Origin of the sequence: Knoellia sinensis KCTC 19936, assembly GCF_000768705.1 — a bacterium.
GTDB lineage: Bacteria > Actinomycetota > Actinomycetes > Actinomycetales > Dermatophilaceae > Knoellia > Knoellia sinensis.
Map to the genome: position 1 here is coordinate 426,112 of NZ_AVPJ01000001.1, position 17,171 is coordinate 443,282.

Genomic DNA, 17,171 nt, shown 5'->3' on the forward strand with positions numbered 1-17,171 from the left:
ACTCCCGCACACCAGTGTCGCCGCGACGGTTCTAGCTCATGGAGGGCCACGCGGGAGTTCGCAGCCACGTGTCGAAGAAGGCACCGAGATCCTCACCCGACACCTCTTCGAAGACCGTCTCGAAGTCCTCCGTCGTCGCCGTGCCGTCGTCGTGGCGCGTCAACCACTCACGACTCCCGGCGAAGAACACGTCGTCCCCGAGCCGCAGGCGCAGTGCGTGCAACGTGGCGGCTCCGCGGTCGTAGTTCGGGCGTAGGAACAGACCCAACGGCCCGGGGTCGGAGACGTCGAGTTCCCAGAACGCGTTGTCGGCAGGGGTCGCCATGACGCTCTCGAAGCGGGTCTGGGCGGTCGCGCGGCCCTGATTCTCCGACCACAACCACTCGCAGTAGGTCGCCCATCCCTCGTTGAGCCAGATGTCCTGCCAGCGTTCCGGGCTGACGGCGTTGCCGAACCACTGGTGGGCCAGTTCGTGCGCCACCGTCCCCTCCCGGGCGACCCGCGAGTAGAAGGGCCGGGTCTGCGTCTCGAGCGCGTAGCCGACGCTGTCGTCGTCGACGATCGATCCATAGGACCCGAAGGGATACGGCGTGAACGTCTCCTCGAAGAAGGCGATCATGTCGTCCTGCAGTGCCAGGCTCGCATTCGTCGCCGCGAGGTTGGCCGGGGTGAGCGCGTCATCGACGGCATCGATGATCGGCAAGCCGTCAGCCGTCTCGGACGTCCGCAGCGTGTAGTCGCCCACCGACGCAGTGGTGAGATAGCTCGCCTGACCGTCCGGCGCGTTCCACGCCCACGTCGTCCGGCCGTTCGAGGTGACGGGAGGGCCCGCCGGCAGCCCGTTGGCCACGGCAACCTTGCCCTCCGGCACCGTGATCTCGAAGGCGTACGTCGCCTTGTCCGTGGGGTGGTCGCTCACCGGGTACCACGTCATGGAGCCCTCCGGCTCGCTCACGACCATGGCCCCGTCACGGGTGGTGACCCAGCCGTAGAGCGCGCCCTCGATGTCAGTCGGTCGTGTCGTCACCCCGCCATAGGCCACCACGACCCGCGCGCGCTGGCCAGCCTTGAGTTTGGGCCGGGGCTGCACGGTGAGTTCCCAGACCCGGGCGGAGTCGTCCTGCGTCTGCCAGTACGCCGCCCCCTCGACTACAGCACCTGGCGCGGGTGCGGACACCTCGGCGGCGACCTTCCCGCCCACCGACAAGGCCGTGACGTCGAGGCCACGGAGGTCGAGGTTGAAGCGGTCGAGATCCTGCGTCGCGACGAGGTCGATCGTCGCGACTCCCTGAAGCTGGCCCGTGAGCGGTGCCGGAGCCGGCCCGGGCGGGGTGTAGTCGAGGTCGAGGTCGTAATGGGCGACGTCGTAGCCCCCGTTGCCCGCCGTGGGGAAGTACGCGTCACCGGCCCCCGGAGCCCCCGGAACGAACCGCGGTCCCGCGGCTGTCGCAGCGCCGGAGCCCAGCGGGAGCAGGAGAGCAATCACCGCAGCGGCGAGTGCCTTGCTGGTTCGTGGTCGAGTCAACACCGGAGCGCACCTCGGATCGCGTCGGGAGTCGCCGACCCGAAGCACCTGTGGGTCCGTGGCCGGACGGGTGTCGAACCCCTCGACGCTAGCAGCGGTTGGACCCTGTGGTCGAGCGCCGGACCGAACGTCAAGACCGGCAGCAGTCCGGCCCCTCGTCTCCGATTGATTGCCCGTCGCTGCACGGCGAGCGCAGCGAGCGCGTGCAGCGACGGGCAATCGGTCGGGGTATCAGGCGGTGGCGACGAGGCCGAGGCTGGCCGGGGCGACGAGGCCGTCGTGCTTCGGCAGGATCCGCACGGTGTAGCCGAACTGACCGCTGGTCTTCAGCACGAGGTCGCCGGCGAACTTGTGCCGCCCCTGCTCGTAGCTCTCGGAGTGGGACAGCGCCAGTGTCGTGACGTCCTGGAGGTCGTCCCCGCGGTGGCCGGTGCGACCGTGCGCGACCTGCACCTCGACGTCCTCCGGAGCGAGCTCGTCGAGCGTCACGAACGCATTGACGTGCAGCGTCTCCCCGATCTCGGGGCTGTCGCCGACGCCCGAGGACTCCACGTGGTCGACGCTCACCTTGGGCCATGAGGCCTTGACCTTCGTCGTGTATGCCGCGAGGTCGCGTGCGCCGGCGAAGTCACCCTCACGCATGGCCCAGCCCGACCGGGCCGCCGGCACATAGAGCCGCTCGGTGTATTCGCGGACCATGCGGCTCGCCCGCACCTTGGGGCCGAGCGTCGACACCGTGTGCATCACCATCGCGAGCCAGTTCTGCGGCAGTCCGTCACCGTCGACGTCGTAGAAGCGCGGAGCGACCTGGTTCTCGATGAGGTCGTAGAGCGCGTTCGCCTCGATGTCGTCACGTCGGTCCGGATCCTCGACACCGTCCGCGGTCGGGATGGCCCAGCCGTTGTTGCCGTCGAACCACTCGTCCCACCACCCGTCGAGGATGGACAGGTTCAGGGCGCCGTTGAGCGCCGCCTTCATGCCCGACGTCCCCGACGCCTCGAACGGCCGCAACGGGTTGTTGAGCCACACGTCGCACCCCGGATACAGGTGCTGCGCCATCGCGATGTCGTAGTTCGGGAGGAACGCGATGCGGTGACGCACCTCGGGGTCGTCGGTGAACCGGATCATCTGCTGGATCAGCTGCTTGCCGGTCTCGTCGGCGGGGTGCGACTTGCCGGCGATGACGATCTGGACCGGCCGCTCGGGGTCGAGCAGCAGCTTCTTGAGGCGGGCCGGGTCGCGCAGCATGAGCGTGAGCCGCTTGTAGGTCGGCACGCGCCGCGCGAAGCCGATCGTCAGCACATCCGGGTCGAGGATCTCGTCGGTCCAGCCCAGCTCGGCGGACGACGCCCCTCGCTTGATCCACGACGCACGCATCCGCGCCCGGGCCTCGTGGACGAGCTGCTCGCGCAGCTGGCGCTTCGTCGCCCACACGTCGTCACGGGGCAGGTCCGCCATGCCCTTCCAGGACTCCGTGGAGTCGAGGACGGTCGTGTCGATGGTGACGGCGTCGGAGTGACGGCTCGCCAGCTCGTAGACCTTGCGGTCCACCCACGTGGGGCCGTGGACGCCGTTGGTGATGCTCGTGATCGGCACCTCCTCGGAGTCGAAGCCCGGCCAGAGACCGTCGAACATGTCGCGGCTGACCACGCCATGGAGCTGGGAGACACCGTTGGCGCGCTGGGCGATCCGCAAACCCAGCACCGCCATGTTGAAGACGGCGGGGTCGCCCCCCTCGTAGTTCTCGGCGCCGAGCGCGAGGAGCCGGTCGAGCGGCACACCGGTCGGAGCCAGATCGCCACCGAAGTAGATCTCGATGAGTCGACGCTCGAAGCGGTCGATGCCGGCCGGCACCGGCGTGTGCGTCGTGAAGACGGTCGCCGCGCGCACGGCCTCGAGCGCCTCGTCGAAGGTGAGCCCCGACCCGGTGACGAGCTCGCTGATCCGCTCGACGGCAAGGAACCCGGCGTGGCCCTCGTTGGAGTGGTAGACGTCGGGCGTCGGCGCGCCGGTCAGCCGTGACCAGAGGCGCAGGGCCCGGACGCCACCGATGCCGAGGAGCATCTCCTGCTGGAGTCGCTGCTCGCCGCCGCCGCCGTAGAGGCGCTCGGTGATCGCGCGCGCCGCGTCGTCGTTGCCCGGGACGTCGGAGTCGAGGAGGAGCAACGGCACCCGCCCGACCTGGGCCCGCCACACGTGGGCACGCACCTCGCGGCCGCCCGGCAGGGCCAGGGTGACGACGCTCGGCGTCCCGTCCTCCTCGCGGAGCAGCGACAGGGGCAGGCCGTCGGGGTCGAGAACGGGATAGTCCTCCTGCTGCCAACCGTCGCGGTTGAAGCTCTGGCGGAAGTAGCCGGTCTTGTAGAAGAGGCCGACGCCGACGATCGGGACACCGATGTCGGAGGCCGACTTGAGGTGGTCACCCGCGAGGATGCCGAGGCCGCCGGAGTACTGCGGGAGCGCGGCCGCGATGCCGTACTCGGGGCTGAAGTAGGCGATCGCCGACGGTGCTCCGGCATCGCCCTGCTCACCAGCCCAGTGCTGGTACCAACGGTCCTCGCCCAGGTAGCGCTCGAGGCTCTGCTGCGCCTCCTCGACCCGCGCGACGAAGGCACCGTCGGCCGCGAGGGCGTCGAGCTCCTCGACCGGCATGGCCGAGAGCATCGCCACGGGGTCGGCCCCGACGGAGGCCCACCGCTCGGGGTTGATGCTCTCGAAGAGGTCGCGCAGCGGCGGGTGCCAGCTCCAGCGCAGGTTCATCGAGAGCTCGCCGAGGGCGGCGATGGGCTCGGGCAGGACGGGGCGGACGCTGAAGCGACGGATGGCCTTCACGCGACGCATCGTAGGGCCATTGTCTGCGTGGTGGAAACGTTTACCCCCCTTCCCGTATGCCGTCCGCCCGCCTTGCGTGCTGGCGTCACCGCGCGAGGTGACCGGACGGCATACCCGCCTCTCGTACGGAAGGGCGACGGGACGATAGCGTCGGCGTGTGACCGCGACGCCGCTCAGCACCCCGCCCCAGATCCCGGTCGGACGGATCCCAGTCCTCGACGTCTCACCGCTCGTCGACGGCGGGGCGCGGCCCACCAAGTCCGTGGTGGCCGAGCCGTTCCTGGTCGAGGCCACCGTGATCCGCGAGGGCCACGACGCGGTCAATGCCACGGTCGTCCTCACCGACCCCGACGGGGCCGAGCACCTCGTCCCGATGATCTGCACCAATCCGGGCCTCAACGCCTGGGAAGCGGTCGTGTCCGCCGACCGGGCGGGCATGTGGACGTTTCGGGTCGAGGGCTGGTCGGACCCCTTCGGGACGTGGGAGCACGACGCCACCGTCAAGATCCAGGCGGACGTCGACACCGACCTCATGCTCGCCGAGGGCGCCCTCCTCCTCGACCGTGCGGCGGAGGACGACGCACGCACGCCCGAGGGCCGGGCCGTTCTCGCGGAGGGTGCCGCCACCCTGCGCGACGAGACCCGCCCGCCCCACGTCCGCCTTTCCGCCGTGACCCATGGCCCCGTGCACGCAGAGCTCACCACCACTCCGGTGAGGGATCTCGTGAGCCCGAGCACGGCATACCCGCTGCTTGTCGAACGCGAGTTGGCACTGACCGGCGCGTGGTACGAGTTCTTCCCGCGCAGCGAAGGTGCGGTCTACGACGAGGCGACCCACCGCTGGACGTCGGGAACGCTCCGGACCGCCGCGAAGCGGCTCACGGCCGTCGCCGGCATGGGCTTCGACGTCATCTATCTCACGCCGATCCACCCGATCGGCAGCGCCGCGAAGAAGGGGCCCAACAACACCCTCGACGCCGGCCCCGACGACCCCGGCAGCCCCTATGCCATCGGCTCCCCCGACGGTGGCCACGACGCGATCCACCCGGACCTCGGGACGTTCGAGGACTTCGACTTCTTCGTCGCCGAAGCGCGCCGGCTCGGGCTCGAGGTCGCCATGGACATCGCGCTGCAGTGCTCCCCCGACCACCCGTGGGTCCAGGAGCACCCGGAGTGGTTCACCACGCGCGCCGACGGCACCATCGCGTTCGCGGAGAACCCGCCGAAGAAGTACCAGGACATCTATCCGCTGAACTTCGACAACGACCCCGAGGGCGCCTACGCCGAGATGCGTCGGATGATCCAGGTGTGGATCGACCACGGGGTCACCTTGTTTCGCGTGGACAACCCGCACACGAAGCCGGTCGAGTTCTGGCAGTGGCTCATCCAGGACGTGGCCCAGGACCACCCGGACATCATCTGGCTGAGCGAGGCGTTCACGAAGCCGGCGATGATGCGGACCCTCGCCAAGGTCGGGTTCCAGCAGAGCTACACCTACTACGCGTGGCGCAACACCAAGCCCGAGTTGCAGGAGTACGTCGAGGAACTGGCCACAGAGACGGCCCACTACATGCGGCCGAGCTTCTGGCCGACGACGCACGACATCCTCACGCCCTACATGCAGTTCGGCGGTCCGGCGGCGTGGAAGCTGCGCGCCGCTCTCGCCGGGACGCTCGTCCCGACCTACGGCATCTATGCAGGCTACGAGCTCATGGAGCATGTGGCGCGGCCCGGTGCCGAGGAGCAGATCGACAACGAGAAGTACCAATACAAGAACCGGCACTGGGAGGACTTCGAACCCGGTGGCGCGCGCGAGGGACAGTCGCTCGCCTGGTATCTCCGCCGGCTCAACGAGATCCGGCGCCAGCACCCGGCCCTGCACTGGCTGCGCAACATCACGTTCCACCACGTCGACGACGAGAACATCATGGCGTTCAGCAAGCGCCGAGTGATCCCGATGGACCCCACCACGGGGGCGCCGGAGCACGAGGACGTCGTCATCGTCATCGCCAACCTCGACCCGCACAGCACCCGCTGGAGCAGGGTCGTCTTCGACATGCCCTCGCTCGGGCTCCACCCCGACGAAGGCTTCCGCGCACACGACCTCATCACCGACCAGTGGTGGGACTTCCTGCGCGAGACGATGGTCCGACTCGGACCCGACCACGAACCCGTTCACATCATCGAACTGAAGAGGTACTGACGAGGTGCAGACGACGTGACGACGACGCAAGGACTGGGACTGGGACAGCCGGGGCTCAAGCACGACCCCGAGTGGTTCAGGACGGCCGTGTTCTACGAGGTGCTCGTGCGGGCCTTCGGGGACTCCAACGGCACCGGTGCGGGCGACTTCCAGGGCGTCATCAACCGGCTCGACTACCTCCAGTGGCTCGGGATCGACTGCCTGTGGCTGCCACCGTTCTATGCCAGCCCCCTGCGCGACGGCGGCTACGACATCGCCGACTACACCCAGGTGCTGCCGGAGTTCGGGACGTTGCCGGAGTTCAAGCAGCTCATCACTGAGGCGCACGCGCGGGGCATCCGCATCATCACCGACTTCGTCATGAACCACACGAGCGACCAGCACCCGTGGTTCCAGGCGTCACGATCGGATCCCGACGGCGAGTACGGCGACTTCTATGTCTGGTCCGACACCGACGACAAGTACGCCGACGCGCGCATCATCTTCATCGACACGGAGACGTCGAACTGGACCTTCGACCCCATCCGGCGACAGTTCTTCTGGCACCGCTTCTTCAGCCACCAGCCGGACCTCAACTTCGAGAACCCGGCGGTGCACGAGGCGATGTTCGAGGTGGTCCGGTTCTGGATGGACATGGGCATCGATGGGTTCCGCCTCGACGCCGTGCCCTACCTCTATGAGGAGGAGGGTCACAACGGCGAGAACCACCCCAAGACCCACGACTTCCTTGCCCGGCTGCGGGCCATGGTCGACGAGGAGTACCCGGGGCGGATCCTCCTGGCGGAGGCCAACCAGCCGCCGGCCGACGTCGTCGACTACTTCGGCACCGAGGACGAGCCGGAGTGCCAGATGTGCTTCCACTTCCCCGTCATGCCGATGCTCTACTACGCGCTGCGGGACCAGAAGGCGCAGCCGATCATCGACGTCCTCGCCGAGACACCGGCGATTCCGCCCGGCACCCAGTGGGGCACCTTCCTGCGCAACCACGACGACCTCACCCTCGAGATGGTCACGCCGGAGCAGCGCGCCGCGATGTACGGCTGGTACGCCCCCGACCCGCGCATGCGCGCCAATGTCGGGATCCGGCGCCGCCTCGCTCCCCTGCTCGACAACAGCCGCCCCGAGATCGAGCTCATCCACGCCTTGGTGCTCTCGCTCCCGGGGTCGCCGTGCCTCTATTACGGCGACGAGATCGGCATGGGCGACAACATCTGGCTCAACGACCGCGATGCCGTGCGGACCCCGATGCAGTGGACGCCCGACCGGAACTCCGGCTTCTCGCAGGCTGATCCGGGCAAGCTCTATCTGCCGGTCATCTCCTCGCTCGTCTATCACTACAACAACGTCAACGTCGAAGCACAGATGGCGACGAGCCAGTCGCTGCTGCACTGGGTGCGAGGCATGCTCGGAGTGCGCCGACTGCATCCGGCGTTCGGCTTGGGCGACTTCGAGATCGTGCCGACCGACAACCCTGCGATCCTCGCCTACACCCGGTCCTGGGCCGGCGACGACGACCACAACGGCGAGACCGTGCTCTGCATCAACAACCTCTCCGACAAGCCCCAGGCCGGGACGGTTCAGGTGCCGGAGTCCTTGGGCGAGAACGAGTTGTTCGACCTCTTCGGCGGTGCGAACTTCCCGTGGATCGCGGCGGACGGACGGGTCACCTTCACGATGGGCAGCCGTGACTTCTTCTGGCTGCGGGTCGGCGAGGAAAGTCGTTCAGAGGCACAGAGCCGTGGCTGAGATCCACAAGGGCGCCAGCGTCACGCCGACGAAGGTCGAGCTCCTCGAGGCGTGGATGGGTGGACAGCGTTGGTATGCCGGCAAGGGCACCTCGCCATCGGTCCGTCGCCTTGCGTCGTGGAGACTCGGCGATCCGGCCGGCGAGGTCGGAGTCGAGGTCCTCATCGTCTCGGACTCGTCGGGAGGGGAGCCTGTCGTCTACCAGGTGCCGCTCACCTATCGCGGTGCGCCCCTCGAGGGGTCGGAGGGAGCGCTCGTCGGGACCACGGAGCACTCCGTCCTCGGGACGCGCTGGGTCTATGACGCGACCCACGATCCCGTCTATGCCGCCCAGCTGCTGGAGCTCATCCAGGGTCGGGTGCGTGCCGAATCCAGCTCTGCCAGTGACGAATTCGATGACTCCGTCGTCGCGACACCGGGGCGTGCATGGTCACGCGACGTGCGGGTGCGCGGCTCGTCGGTGGTCACGGGAGAGCAGTCGAACACGTCGGTGATCCTCGACTGCATCGACGCTGACGGTGCTGCCGTGCCAGTGATCGTCAAGGTGTTCCGGATGCTGTCCGCTGGGGAGAACCCCGACGTCGTCCTCCAGTCGGCGTTGCGTGAGGCCGGGTCCGAGCGTGTCCCCGCCGTGGTCGGGTCCGTGGCCGGGCAGTGGCCGGAGCCGGCGTCTGGGTCGTCAGGGGAACCGACCGGGGAGGGTGCGGCGGACGCAGGAGGTGAGCGGACGGCATACGGGCATTTCGTCTTCGCGCAGGAGTTCCTGCCGGGAGTCGAGGACGCCTGGCGGGTGGCACTGCGGGCCGTGCGTGGGGGTGAGGACTTCACCGAGCCGGCGCGGGCGCTGGGTGAGGCGACGGCCGAGGTCCACGCGACGCTTGCTGCGTCGTTGGGGACGACCGAGACGAGCGCAGACGTCGCGCGGGGGATCGTCGACGAGATGCGTGACCGATATGCGGCTGCGGCCGACGAGGTGCCAGCCCTGCATGACCACGACGACGCGGTCGCGGCCATCCTTGACACAGCTCTTGCTGTGAATTGGCCTGCGCTGCAGCGGATCCACGGCGACTACCACCTCGGACAGGTGCTGCACACGGCCGAAGGCGGCTGGATGCTGCTCGACTTCGAGGGCGAGCCCCTGAGACCGCTCGCGGAGCGCACCCAGCCCGACCAGTGGATCCGTGACATCGCCGGGATGCTGCGCAGCTTCGACTATGCAGGTGGGGCGGTGGAGCACTCGGGCGGCGACTCGGCACGAGAGTGGGTGGCGCGCGCGCAGCAGGCGTTCCTCGACGGGTACGCCGCCGTTGCCTCGGATGACCCACGCAGTCGTCCCGCGCTCCTCGCCGCGTTCGAACTCGACAAGGCGATGTACGAAGTGGTCTACGAAGTCCGCAACCGACCGTCATGGGTCGACATCCCGCTGGCCGCCATCGAACGGCTCGCCACGCAGTTCACGACGACGACCGCAGAGCCCGACTCACCCGCGCCACAGGAGGACACACCGTGACCCCGACCCCTGCCCACGAAGTCAGCGGCGCGATCAACGCACTCATCCAGGGCCGCCACCAGCAGCCGCACGACCTGTTGGGGCAGCACCTCGAGGACGACGGGCTGCGCATCCGGGCTCTGCGACCGATGGCCGCTGGGGTGCGCGTGCACTTCGCCGATGGTGAGACGCTCACGCTTGAGCACGAGGCGGAGGGCGTGTGGTCGGCGGTGCGCGCGGGGGCGACCGAGACGATGGACTACCGGCTGCTCGTGAACTGGGGGGACGGCTACGAGCACGTCCAGGACGATCCGTATCGCTTCGCGCCGACGCTCGGTGAGATCGACCTGCACCTCGTGAACGAAGGCCGACACGAGGAGCTGTGGACCGTGCTCGGGGCGCGGGTGCACGAGTACCCAGGACCGCTGGGGTCAGTGCGCGGGACGTCGTTCGCGGTGTGGGCGCCACGCGCGAAGGCCGTGCGCGTCGTCGGAGACTTCAACGGGTGGGACGGGCGGGTCCACCCGATGCGCCTCATCGGCAAGAGCGGTGTGTGGGAGCTGTTCGTGCCCGAGGTGGGTGAGGGGGCCGTCTACAAGTTCGAGATCCGGGGGGCCGACGACGTCGTGCGGACCAAGGCGGACCCGATGGCTCGGCGCACCGAGGTGCCGCCACTGACCGGGTCGGTCGTCGATGAGGCAACGCACTCGTGGGCAGACGACGCGTGGATGACGGAGCGCGCCGAGCGGAATCCGCACACGGGGCCGATGAGCATCTATGAGGTGCACCTCGGGTCGTGGCGGCAAGGCCTGTCCTATCGCGAGCTGGCGGAGCACCTCGTCAACTACGTGTCTGACCTCGGGTTCACGCACGTCGAGTTCCTGCCGGTGATGGAGCACCCCTACGGCCCGTCGTGGGGCTATCAGGTGACGGGCTACTACGCGCCGACGTCGCGGTTCGGGACACCCGACGACTTCAAGTTCCTCGTCGACACGCTGCACCAGGCCGGAATCGGGGTCATCCTCGACTGGGTGCCAGGGCACTTCCCGCGCGACGAGTGGGCGCTGGCCCGCTTCGACGGGCTGCCGCTCTATGAGCACCCGGACCCGCGTCGCGGCGACCAGCCCGACTGGGGCACGCACATCTTCGACTTCGGGCGGCTCGAGGTCCGCAACTTCCTCGTGGCCAACGCCCTCTATTGGCTCGAGGAGTTCCACATCGACGGGCTGCGCGTCGACGCGGTGGCCTCGATGCTCTATCTCGACTACTCGCGCAAGGACGGCGAGTGGCTGCCCAACGTCCACGGTGGACGGGAGCACCTCGAGGCGATCGGGCTGCTCCAGGAAGCCAACGCCACGGCATACAAGCGGGTCCCGGGCATCGTCACGATCGCCGAGGAATCGACCTCCTGGCCCGGTGTGACCAAGGCGACGAGCGAGGGCGGTCTCGGGTTCGGCCTGAAGTGGAACATGGGCTGGATGAACGATTCCCTGCGCTATCTCGGCAAGGAGCCCTACCACCGCCAGCACCATCACGGCCTCCTGACCTTTGCGCTGATGTATGCCTTCAGCGAGAACTACGTCCTGCCGATCAGTCACGACGAGGTCGTCCACGGCAAGGGGTCGCTGGTCAACAAGGCGCCGGGCAACCGGACCGACCAACTGGCCACGGTGCGGGCATTCCTCGCCTACATGTGGGCACACCCCGGCAAGCAGCTGCTCTTCATGGGCAACGAGTTCGCGCAGCCGAGTGAGTGGGCCGATGGTCGCTCGCTGGACTGGTGGCTGCTCGACCAGCCGGGGCACTACCGCGTGCACAACCTCGTCAAGGAGCTCAACCGGGTCTATCGCGGGCATCAGGCGTTGTGGGCCCTCGATTCGGAGTCCGCCGGCTTCGAGTGGCTCGACGCCGACGACAACACGGGCAACACGTATTCGTTCGTGCGCTTCGCCGACCCGTCGCGACAGTCGGGCGACGCGGTGGTGTGCGTCGTGAACTTCGGCGGCGAGGCCAAGGAGTGGATGCGCGTCGGCGTGCCCTTCGGCGGGCAGTGGAAGGTCATCCTCGACACGAGCGGCTACGACCAGCACGGCACGCCGAGCCAGGCGGACAACGTGCTGGACGCGGCCGAGGAGGGGTGGAACCACCAGCCGTTCCACGTCACCGTCCGCCTCGCCGGCCTCACCACCCTCTACCTCGCCCCAGTGACCGCCGAACCCGCGCCTGCCGAACCCGCGGAGGAGGCTGCCCCCGTCCCGGGGAAGGCTCCGGGGGCCACTGTGGGTTCGGAGGTGCCACGCGCCCAGGGCGAGTCGCGACGACCCCGGAACAGTCCCGTCACCATCCCTACTCCGCCAGTCACTGAGGAAGAGCGATGACCGATCCCAGACCCCAACTCCTGGCCACGGCACTGAGCCCGACTCACGACTGGTCGCGGACGACTGCGGTTATCGGCGTTCCCTTTGGCAACCCCTTCGCCTGCCGCCGGAACTGGCCCATGATCGTCCAGTAGACGTCAAGGTCCGAGATCTCCAAGTTGGCAACCGCGTCGTCCCCTCCAAGGAACAAAGGTCGCTGGTAGCCGACGCACTCCGCGATCTTCGGAGCTTGACCGCCAGAGCGTCGCCACTCATCGAAGAAACTTCGCGCTAGGGCCTCTTCCGTGTAGTCGATCAACTCTTCGTCGTGGAATCGTGAGAAGGGCACAGGAATCTCCAGCGCCTCCCCACTCCCTGGCTCGAACAGCATGACCTCCGGATCGCCGTCTTTCCCGCGACCGCTATCTGTCGCGAACTGGCGCCCGAGCCAGTCGTATCCGAAACATGACAAGCGTCCCGCGAACTCCGGGAACGCCTCCCGCACCAACGCATCCGACGCCCGCGCCGACGGCCTCGTGTGGACGCGATATAGGCCGCCCTCGAAGGCTCTGCCGCCGGCAGCATCCAGCCATAGCTCCACACTGGTCACCGGGACCCGAGGTGCGACGCTCGGACCATCGCTGACCGCGAACGCCGCAAGGAACCGCTCAAACATCAGCCGCCCTCATCTCGAACAAATTGACACGCTGCATATCCGGGTACCGGGTCCCATCCCCCGGATCTGGTTGCGAATCTGGGCGCCCAGCTTTCGGTTCACCGACATATCCAACGGATTCATGTTCAGAATATCGTCCGCGCCACCCAACTGAAGATCGACAACGTGATCTACGTCGGAACCTCTGCACGACACCACCAGCGGAGCGATACCGCGCTCCGCCGAGGTGCCAGCACGTTGGACTTGGGTCACGACCAGATTGTCAGCGTTGTTGAGCGCGGCAACCTTGGCGTCCGCGGCTGCCCGCTGTGCCGCGGTCCAGCCGTCCTTACTTCAAGGTCAACGAGACCCCATGAGCTGCGGTGTTTGCGGCAACACGGGACGTAGAAGTCGCAACAGAGCTCGCCCGCTCGTCAAGGTCCCCGGATCGCCGCCCAGCACGCGAGGGGTCTTCGCCTGCCGTTGACGCAGCTGTGAGGTTAGTGTCGTATGCGTGCGCGAGAGCGTCGTAACTCGAGTTGCCTTCATCTGCAGCCACCGCACCTGGAGCAGCGGCCAGCAGGGTGGCCACCGCGACGAAGGCTACTAGGAGGAGAAGTCCCAGCCGGCTCGCGTTGACGCGCCCGCTCGGCTGGATCATAGGACGAAGTGCTGCGGCTCTTTCGCCCCGGCAAGCGACGATCGATTGCATGGCCCACTCGGGAGCGCTGCCCTTTCGCGGCAAGTGCGGGCGCCACACTCAAGAACCGTCATGGAAGGCTCCCTTGGAGGTCAAGCCATGCGGCTTCAGGTCATCGAAGGCGGCGAGCCAAGGTTCGAGGCCCAAGCTGGCCCGGAGTGCCCGCTCCAGGCGCACCGGTGCTACCACCTTCCGGAAGGGCAGACTCTCCACTTCATCTTTGCTCGCGCGGCGACGCCGTAGACCGGTGTAGTCCACGACGTCCACATGGTCGCCCGACGTGACGGCCTCCTTGTATGCAGGCAACGGGAGGTCGTCACGGATCGGCGCCTGGCCGACCGTCTGCCAGTGCCCTGCGTGCAGTTTCGCGTCGAGTGAAAGTGCCAGCAACCTCACCGGTGTCGCGAGCACATCCGACAACCTCGATGGAACGTCCTCGTCGGCAATCACGTCGTCATAGACCACGAAGAAGTAGGCATCCTTTCCATAGAGTCCAACAACCTGCCCTACGCCGACTCGCCCGTCGCCCGTTGGGATCACGAACAGGTCCCCCTCGCGAGGCCGTTGAACTACCACAGGTCGCCACCCGCCTGCAGGTATCGCGCATCACTCATCTGATGGCGCATGTTCGCCAGACCTCCATTCGGATTGCCCTTGTTCGTTGGGCCTCCTGGCGGATGAAGAACTCCTCCATCCGGCTCAGCTGCCCGCCGGGCTGCGCCCGACCGATGATCTCGAACTCAAAGTCCGCGTCGGGGTTCGCGCGTGCGTGTTCAGATTGCCGAGCGAAATAGCGGCTCTCACTCTTCGCCTGACCAATGTACGGCTTGCCGCCCATCAGATCCGTTCTGCGGTAAACGATGCCAGCGGCATCATCTACGCCCTTTGCGGCGGCACTGCTGGCCGATGCCGCGGCGCGGGGGCCAGCGGCGGCCGCTCCAGCCCCACCACTAACGGCCATGGAGACCGCCTCGTAGGCCACGGCGCCGCCAGTGAACCACCCGTTCCCGCCGTACTTTGCTTCGATCGCTTCCGTCGGGAGGACACCCAAGATATCGAGATAGAAGAACTGGGACGTCATATGAGCGTTTGCGAACCCCGCGGTGAATCTCATCCCGTTTGCCTGCGCACTGTTCGCCGCAGCACGAGCGGCCGCACGCGCAGCCGCGTTGCGGGCAACGAGACGGGCGTACGCGGCGCGGTCGTTGGCGGTGGTTTTGGATGGTCCGGCCCCGAGGTTGGGGTTGCCTTGGCCGCCCTTGCCGCCCGTGTTGCTGTTGCCGCCGTTGCCCTTGTGGGCGCCATTGCCACCGCCCGGGGCGCTCGAGTTGGCCTTGGACTGGTTGGTGACAAAGATCTGGCCTGTGCTCGGTCGGTAGACCGTTCCGGCGCCCGGCCCTTCGGGCAGCATGCCCGTGGGGTCACTGTTGGTGACGGGGTTGTTGTTTGCGTAGCCGTAGGCGTTCCACTGTTGAGGGTCAGTGAGTGCCATCACCGGGTCGACCGACAGGAACCGTCCCAGGGTGGGGTCGTACTCGCGGGCGCCGAGATGTACCAAGCCACTGGTGGCGTCTGTCGTGGCGCCCGTCGCGCCGAGGAACCCGTGCTCGGCTTCCCACGACGCTCCGGTGACCGGCCCGCGGGGCGCGCCGAACGGGTCGAAGCGACGGACGGCATACGATCCGCCTCCCCCGTCCACCTGAGTCAGCGACGTGCCCTGGTAGCCAGGCGGCTGGAACGTCACGTCGCTGGGGTTCGGCCCGTCGCGGAACGCGACGACCTTCCCTTCGAACGTGAACACGCGCTTGGCGGTGGTCGCTGCGGGTGTCGATCCGTCAGCGGGGGTGTACGTCACTTCCGTGTCGCCGCCGAGGAAGAGGGTCTTCTTCCCTGAAGGTTCCTTGCGGATCAGCAGGGCACCGGTCGCGTCATAGACATGGCACTGACGAGGAGCGGGCGCGCCTGTCAGGATGAGGTGCATGAACGACGCACGAGCAGGACAGCCGGCCCAGCCCTCTGACCTCGTCGACCTACCCCACCTCGTCACGTCCTACTACGCGCTCAAACCCGATCCGGACAACATCGACCAGCAGGTCGCATTCGGCACGTCCGGCCACCGGGGCTCGTCGCTCAAGACCAGGTTCAACGAGGACCACATCCTCGCCACGACCCAGGCGATCGTCGACTACCGCCGGTCGCAGGGATTCGACGGTCCGCTCTTCCTGGGCCGCGACACGCACGGCCTTTCCGAGCCGGCCTGGGCCTCAGCGCTCGAGGTGCTCGCCGCCAACGACGTCACCGTCCTCGTCGACTCGGCCGACCGCTACACGCCGACACCCGCGGTCTCACACGCGATCCTCGTCGCCAACCGCGGCAAGGTCACCGGAGTCGACGGTATGCCGTCCGGCGCCGGTCTCGCGGACGGCATCGTCGTCACCCCATCGCACAACCCGCCCACCGACGGCGGGTTCAAGTACAACCCGCCGCACGGTGGCCCGGCAGATTCCGACGCGACGAAAACCATTGCGGCGAGGGCCAACGAGCTCATCAAGGGTGGGTTGAAAGACGTCAAGCGCATCCCGTTCGAGCGAGCGCGAGCCAGCGCGACGGCATACGACTTCATGGGCACCTACGTCGACGGCCTGCCGTCGGTCGTCGACCTCGCGAAGATCAAGGACGCGGGCGTCCGCATCGGCGCTGACCCCCTCGGGGGCGCGGCCGTCGACTACTGGGGCGCCATCGCGGAGCGGCACGGCATCGACCTCACCGTCGTCAACCCGCTCGTCGACGCGACGTGGCGCTTCATGACCCTCGACTGGGACGGCAAGATCCGGATGGACTGCTCCTCCCCCAGCGCCATGGCCTCGCTCATCGGTCGCAAGGACGACTACGACATCGCGACCGGCAACGACGCCGACTCCGACCGGCACGGGATCGTCACCCCCGACGCCGGGCTGATGAACCCCAACCACTACCTGTCCGTGGCGATTCAGTACCTCTACGGCGGCGCTCGGCCGCAGTGGCGTGAGGACGGGTTCATCGGCAAGACCCTCGTGTCGAGTTCCATGATCGACCGCGTCGCGTCCGACCTCGGGCGCCGACTCGTCGAGGTGCCGGTCGGCTTCAAGTGGTTCGTGCCCGGGTTGCTCGACGGCTCCGGGCCCTTCGGTGGCGAGGAGTCCGCGGGCGCGTCGTTCCTCCGCACGGACGGCTCGGTGTGGACGACCGACAAGGACGGCATCATCCTCGCCCTGCTCGCCTCCGAGATCCTCGCGGCGACGGGCAAGAGTCCGAGCGAGCACTACCGCGAGCTGACCGAGAAGCACGGCGCACCGGCATACGCACGCATTGACGCACCCGCGAACCGGGAGCAGAAGGCCAGACTGGCGGCCCTCTCCCCCGAAGCTGTGAGCGCCGAAAGCCTCGCGGGAGAGCCGATCACGGCCAAGCTCACCGAGGCACCCGGCAACGGCGCGGCGATCGGTGGGCTCAAGGTCGTCACCGAGTCGGCGTGGTTCGCGGCGCGGCCGAGCGGGACCGAGGACGTCTACAAGATCTATGCCGAGTCGTTCAAGGGTGAGGAGCACCTGGCGCAGGTCCAGGCCGAGGCCAAGGACGTCGTGAGCGCCGCCCTCGGCGGCTGAAGGAACCCGCCTCCCTTCTC

At 67.8% G+C, this 17,171-nt stretch carries 10 protein-coding genes; 5 read left to right on the top strand and 5 right to left on the bottom strand.

Annotated elements, in window-relative coordinates:
* Nucleotides 1–31: 31 nt before the first annotated feature.
* Both N802_RS02015 and glgP read right to left on the bottom strand, forming a co-directional pair.
* Nucleotides 32–1,528 (bottom strand): M1 family metallopeptidase, encoded by a 1,497-nt coding sequence (locus N802_RS02015; RefSeq protein ID WP_156971236.1) that lies wholly within the window; start codon nt 1,526–1,528, stop codon nt 32–34.
* 228 nt (nt 1,529–1,756) lie between these two features.
* The gene (glgP, locus tag N802_RS02020; protein ID WP_035911880.1) at nt 1,757–4,357 is read right to left on the bottom strand and encodes an alpha-glucan family phosphorylase; all 2,601 of its coding nucleotides are present in this window, start codon (nt 4,355–4,357) and stop codon (nt 1,757–1,759) included.
* Nucleotides 4,358–4,514: 157 nt separating this feature from the next.
* Here glgP and N802_RS02025 point away from each other — a divergent pair, with 157 nt between their 5' ends.
* The 4 genes from N802_RS02025 to glgB are packed head-to-tail and all read left to right on the top strand — an operon-like array spanning nt 4,515 to nt 12,173.
* Nucleotides 4,515–6,560: an alpha-1,4-glucan--maltose-1-phosphate maltosyltransferase gene (locus N802_RS02025; RefSeq protein WP_035911333.1), complete on the top strand. Its 2,046-nt coding sequence runs from the start codon at nt 4,515–4,517 to the stop codon at nt 6,558–6,560.
* A 15-nt stretch (nt 6,561–6,575) separates the two neighbouring features.
* A complete protein-coding gene (gene treS, locus N802_RS02030; RefSeq protein WP_035911336.1) occupies nt 6,576–8,306 on the top strand; it encodes a maltose alpha-D-glucosyltransferase in 1,731 nt (576 codons plus the stop codon).
* Nucleotides 8,299–9,816: a maltokinase N-terminal cap-like domain-containing protein gene (locus tag N802_RS02035; RefSeq protein ID WP_035911340.1), complete on the top strand. Its 1,518-nt coding sequence runs from the start codon at nt 8,299–8,301 to the stop codon at nt 9,814–9,816. The genes treS and N802_RS02035 overlap by 8 nt, the downstream gene beginning before the upstream one ends.
* A complete protein-coding gene (gene glgB, locus N802_RS02040) occupies nt 9,813–12,173 on the top strand; it encodes a 1,4-alpha-glucan branching protein GlgB (protein ID WP_084071779.1) in 2,361 nt (786 codons plus the stop codon). The genes N802_RS02035 and glgB overlap by 4 nt, the downstream gene beginning before the upstream one ends.
* 43 nt (nt 12,174–12,216) lie before the next feature.
* On the opposite strand, the gene N802_RS02045 is transcribed toward glgB, so the two are convergent.
* The 3 genes from N802_RS02045 to N802_RS02055 form a co-directional block, all read right to left on the bottom strand.
* A complete protein-coding gene (locus N802_RS02045) occupies nt 12,217–12,828 on the bottom strand; it encodes a T6SS immunity protein Tdi1 domain-containing protein (RefSeq protein ID WP_035911343.1) in 612 nt (203 codons plus the stop codon).
* Nucleotides 12,829–13,567: 739 nt separating this feature from the next.
* Nucleotides 13,568–14,047, bottom strand: coding sequence for a hypothetical protein (locus N802_RS02050; protein WP_169743379.1), 480 nt, complete (start codon nt 14,045–14,047; stop codon nt 13,568–13,570).
* 70 nt (nt 14,048–14,117) lie between these two features.
* The gene (locus N802_RS02055) at nt 14,118–15,488 is read right to left on the bottom strand and encodes an RHS repeat-associated core domain-containing protein (RefSeq protein ID WP_035911346.1); all 1,371 of its coding nucleotides are present in this window, start codon (nt 15,486–15,488) and stop codon (nt 14,118–14,120) included.
* Here N802_RS02055 and pgm point away from each other — a divergent pair.
* Nucleotides 15,487–17,151: a phosphoglucomutase (alpha-D-glucose-1,6-bisphosphate-dependent) gene (gene pgm / locus N802_RS02060; RefSeq protein ID WP_035911348.1), complete on the top strand. Its 1,665-nt coding sequence runs from the start codon at nt 15,487–15,489 to the stop codon at nt 17,149–17,151. The genes N802_RS02055 and pgm overlap by 2 nt on opposite strands.
* The last annotated feature ends 20 nt before the right edge of the window (nt 17,152–17,171 follow it).

Bases quoted from the DNA above. Each gene is read 5' to 3' on its own strand.
- pgm (WP_035911348.1), top strand. From the start codon at position 15,487: ATGAACGACGCACGAGCAGGACAGCCGGCCCAGCCCTCTGACCTCGTC.
- N802_RS02055 (WP_035911346.1), bottom strand. From the start codon at position 15,488: ATGCACCTCATCCTGACAGGCGCGCCCGCTCCTCGTCAGTGCCATGTC.
- N802_RS02045 (WP_035911343.1), bottom strand. From the start codon at position 12,828: ATGTTTGAGCGGTTCCTTGCGGCGTTCGCGGTCAGCGATGGTCCGAGC.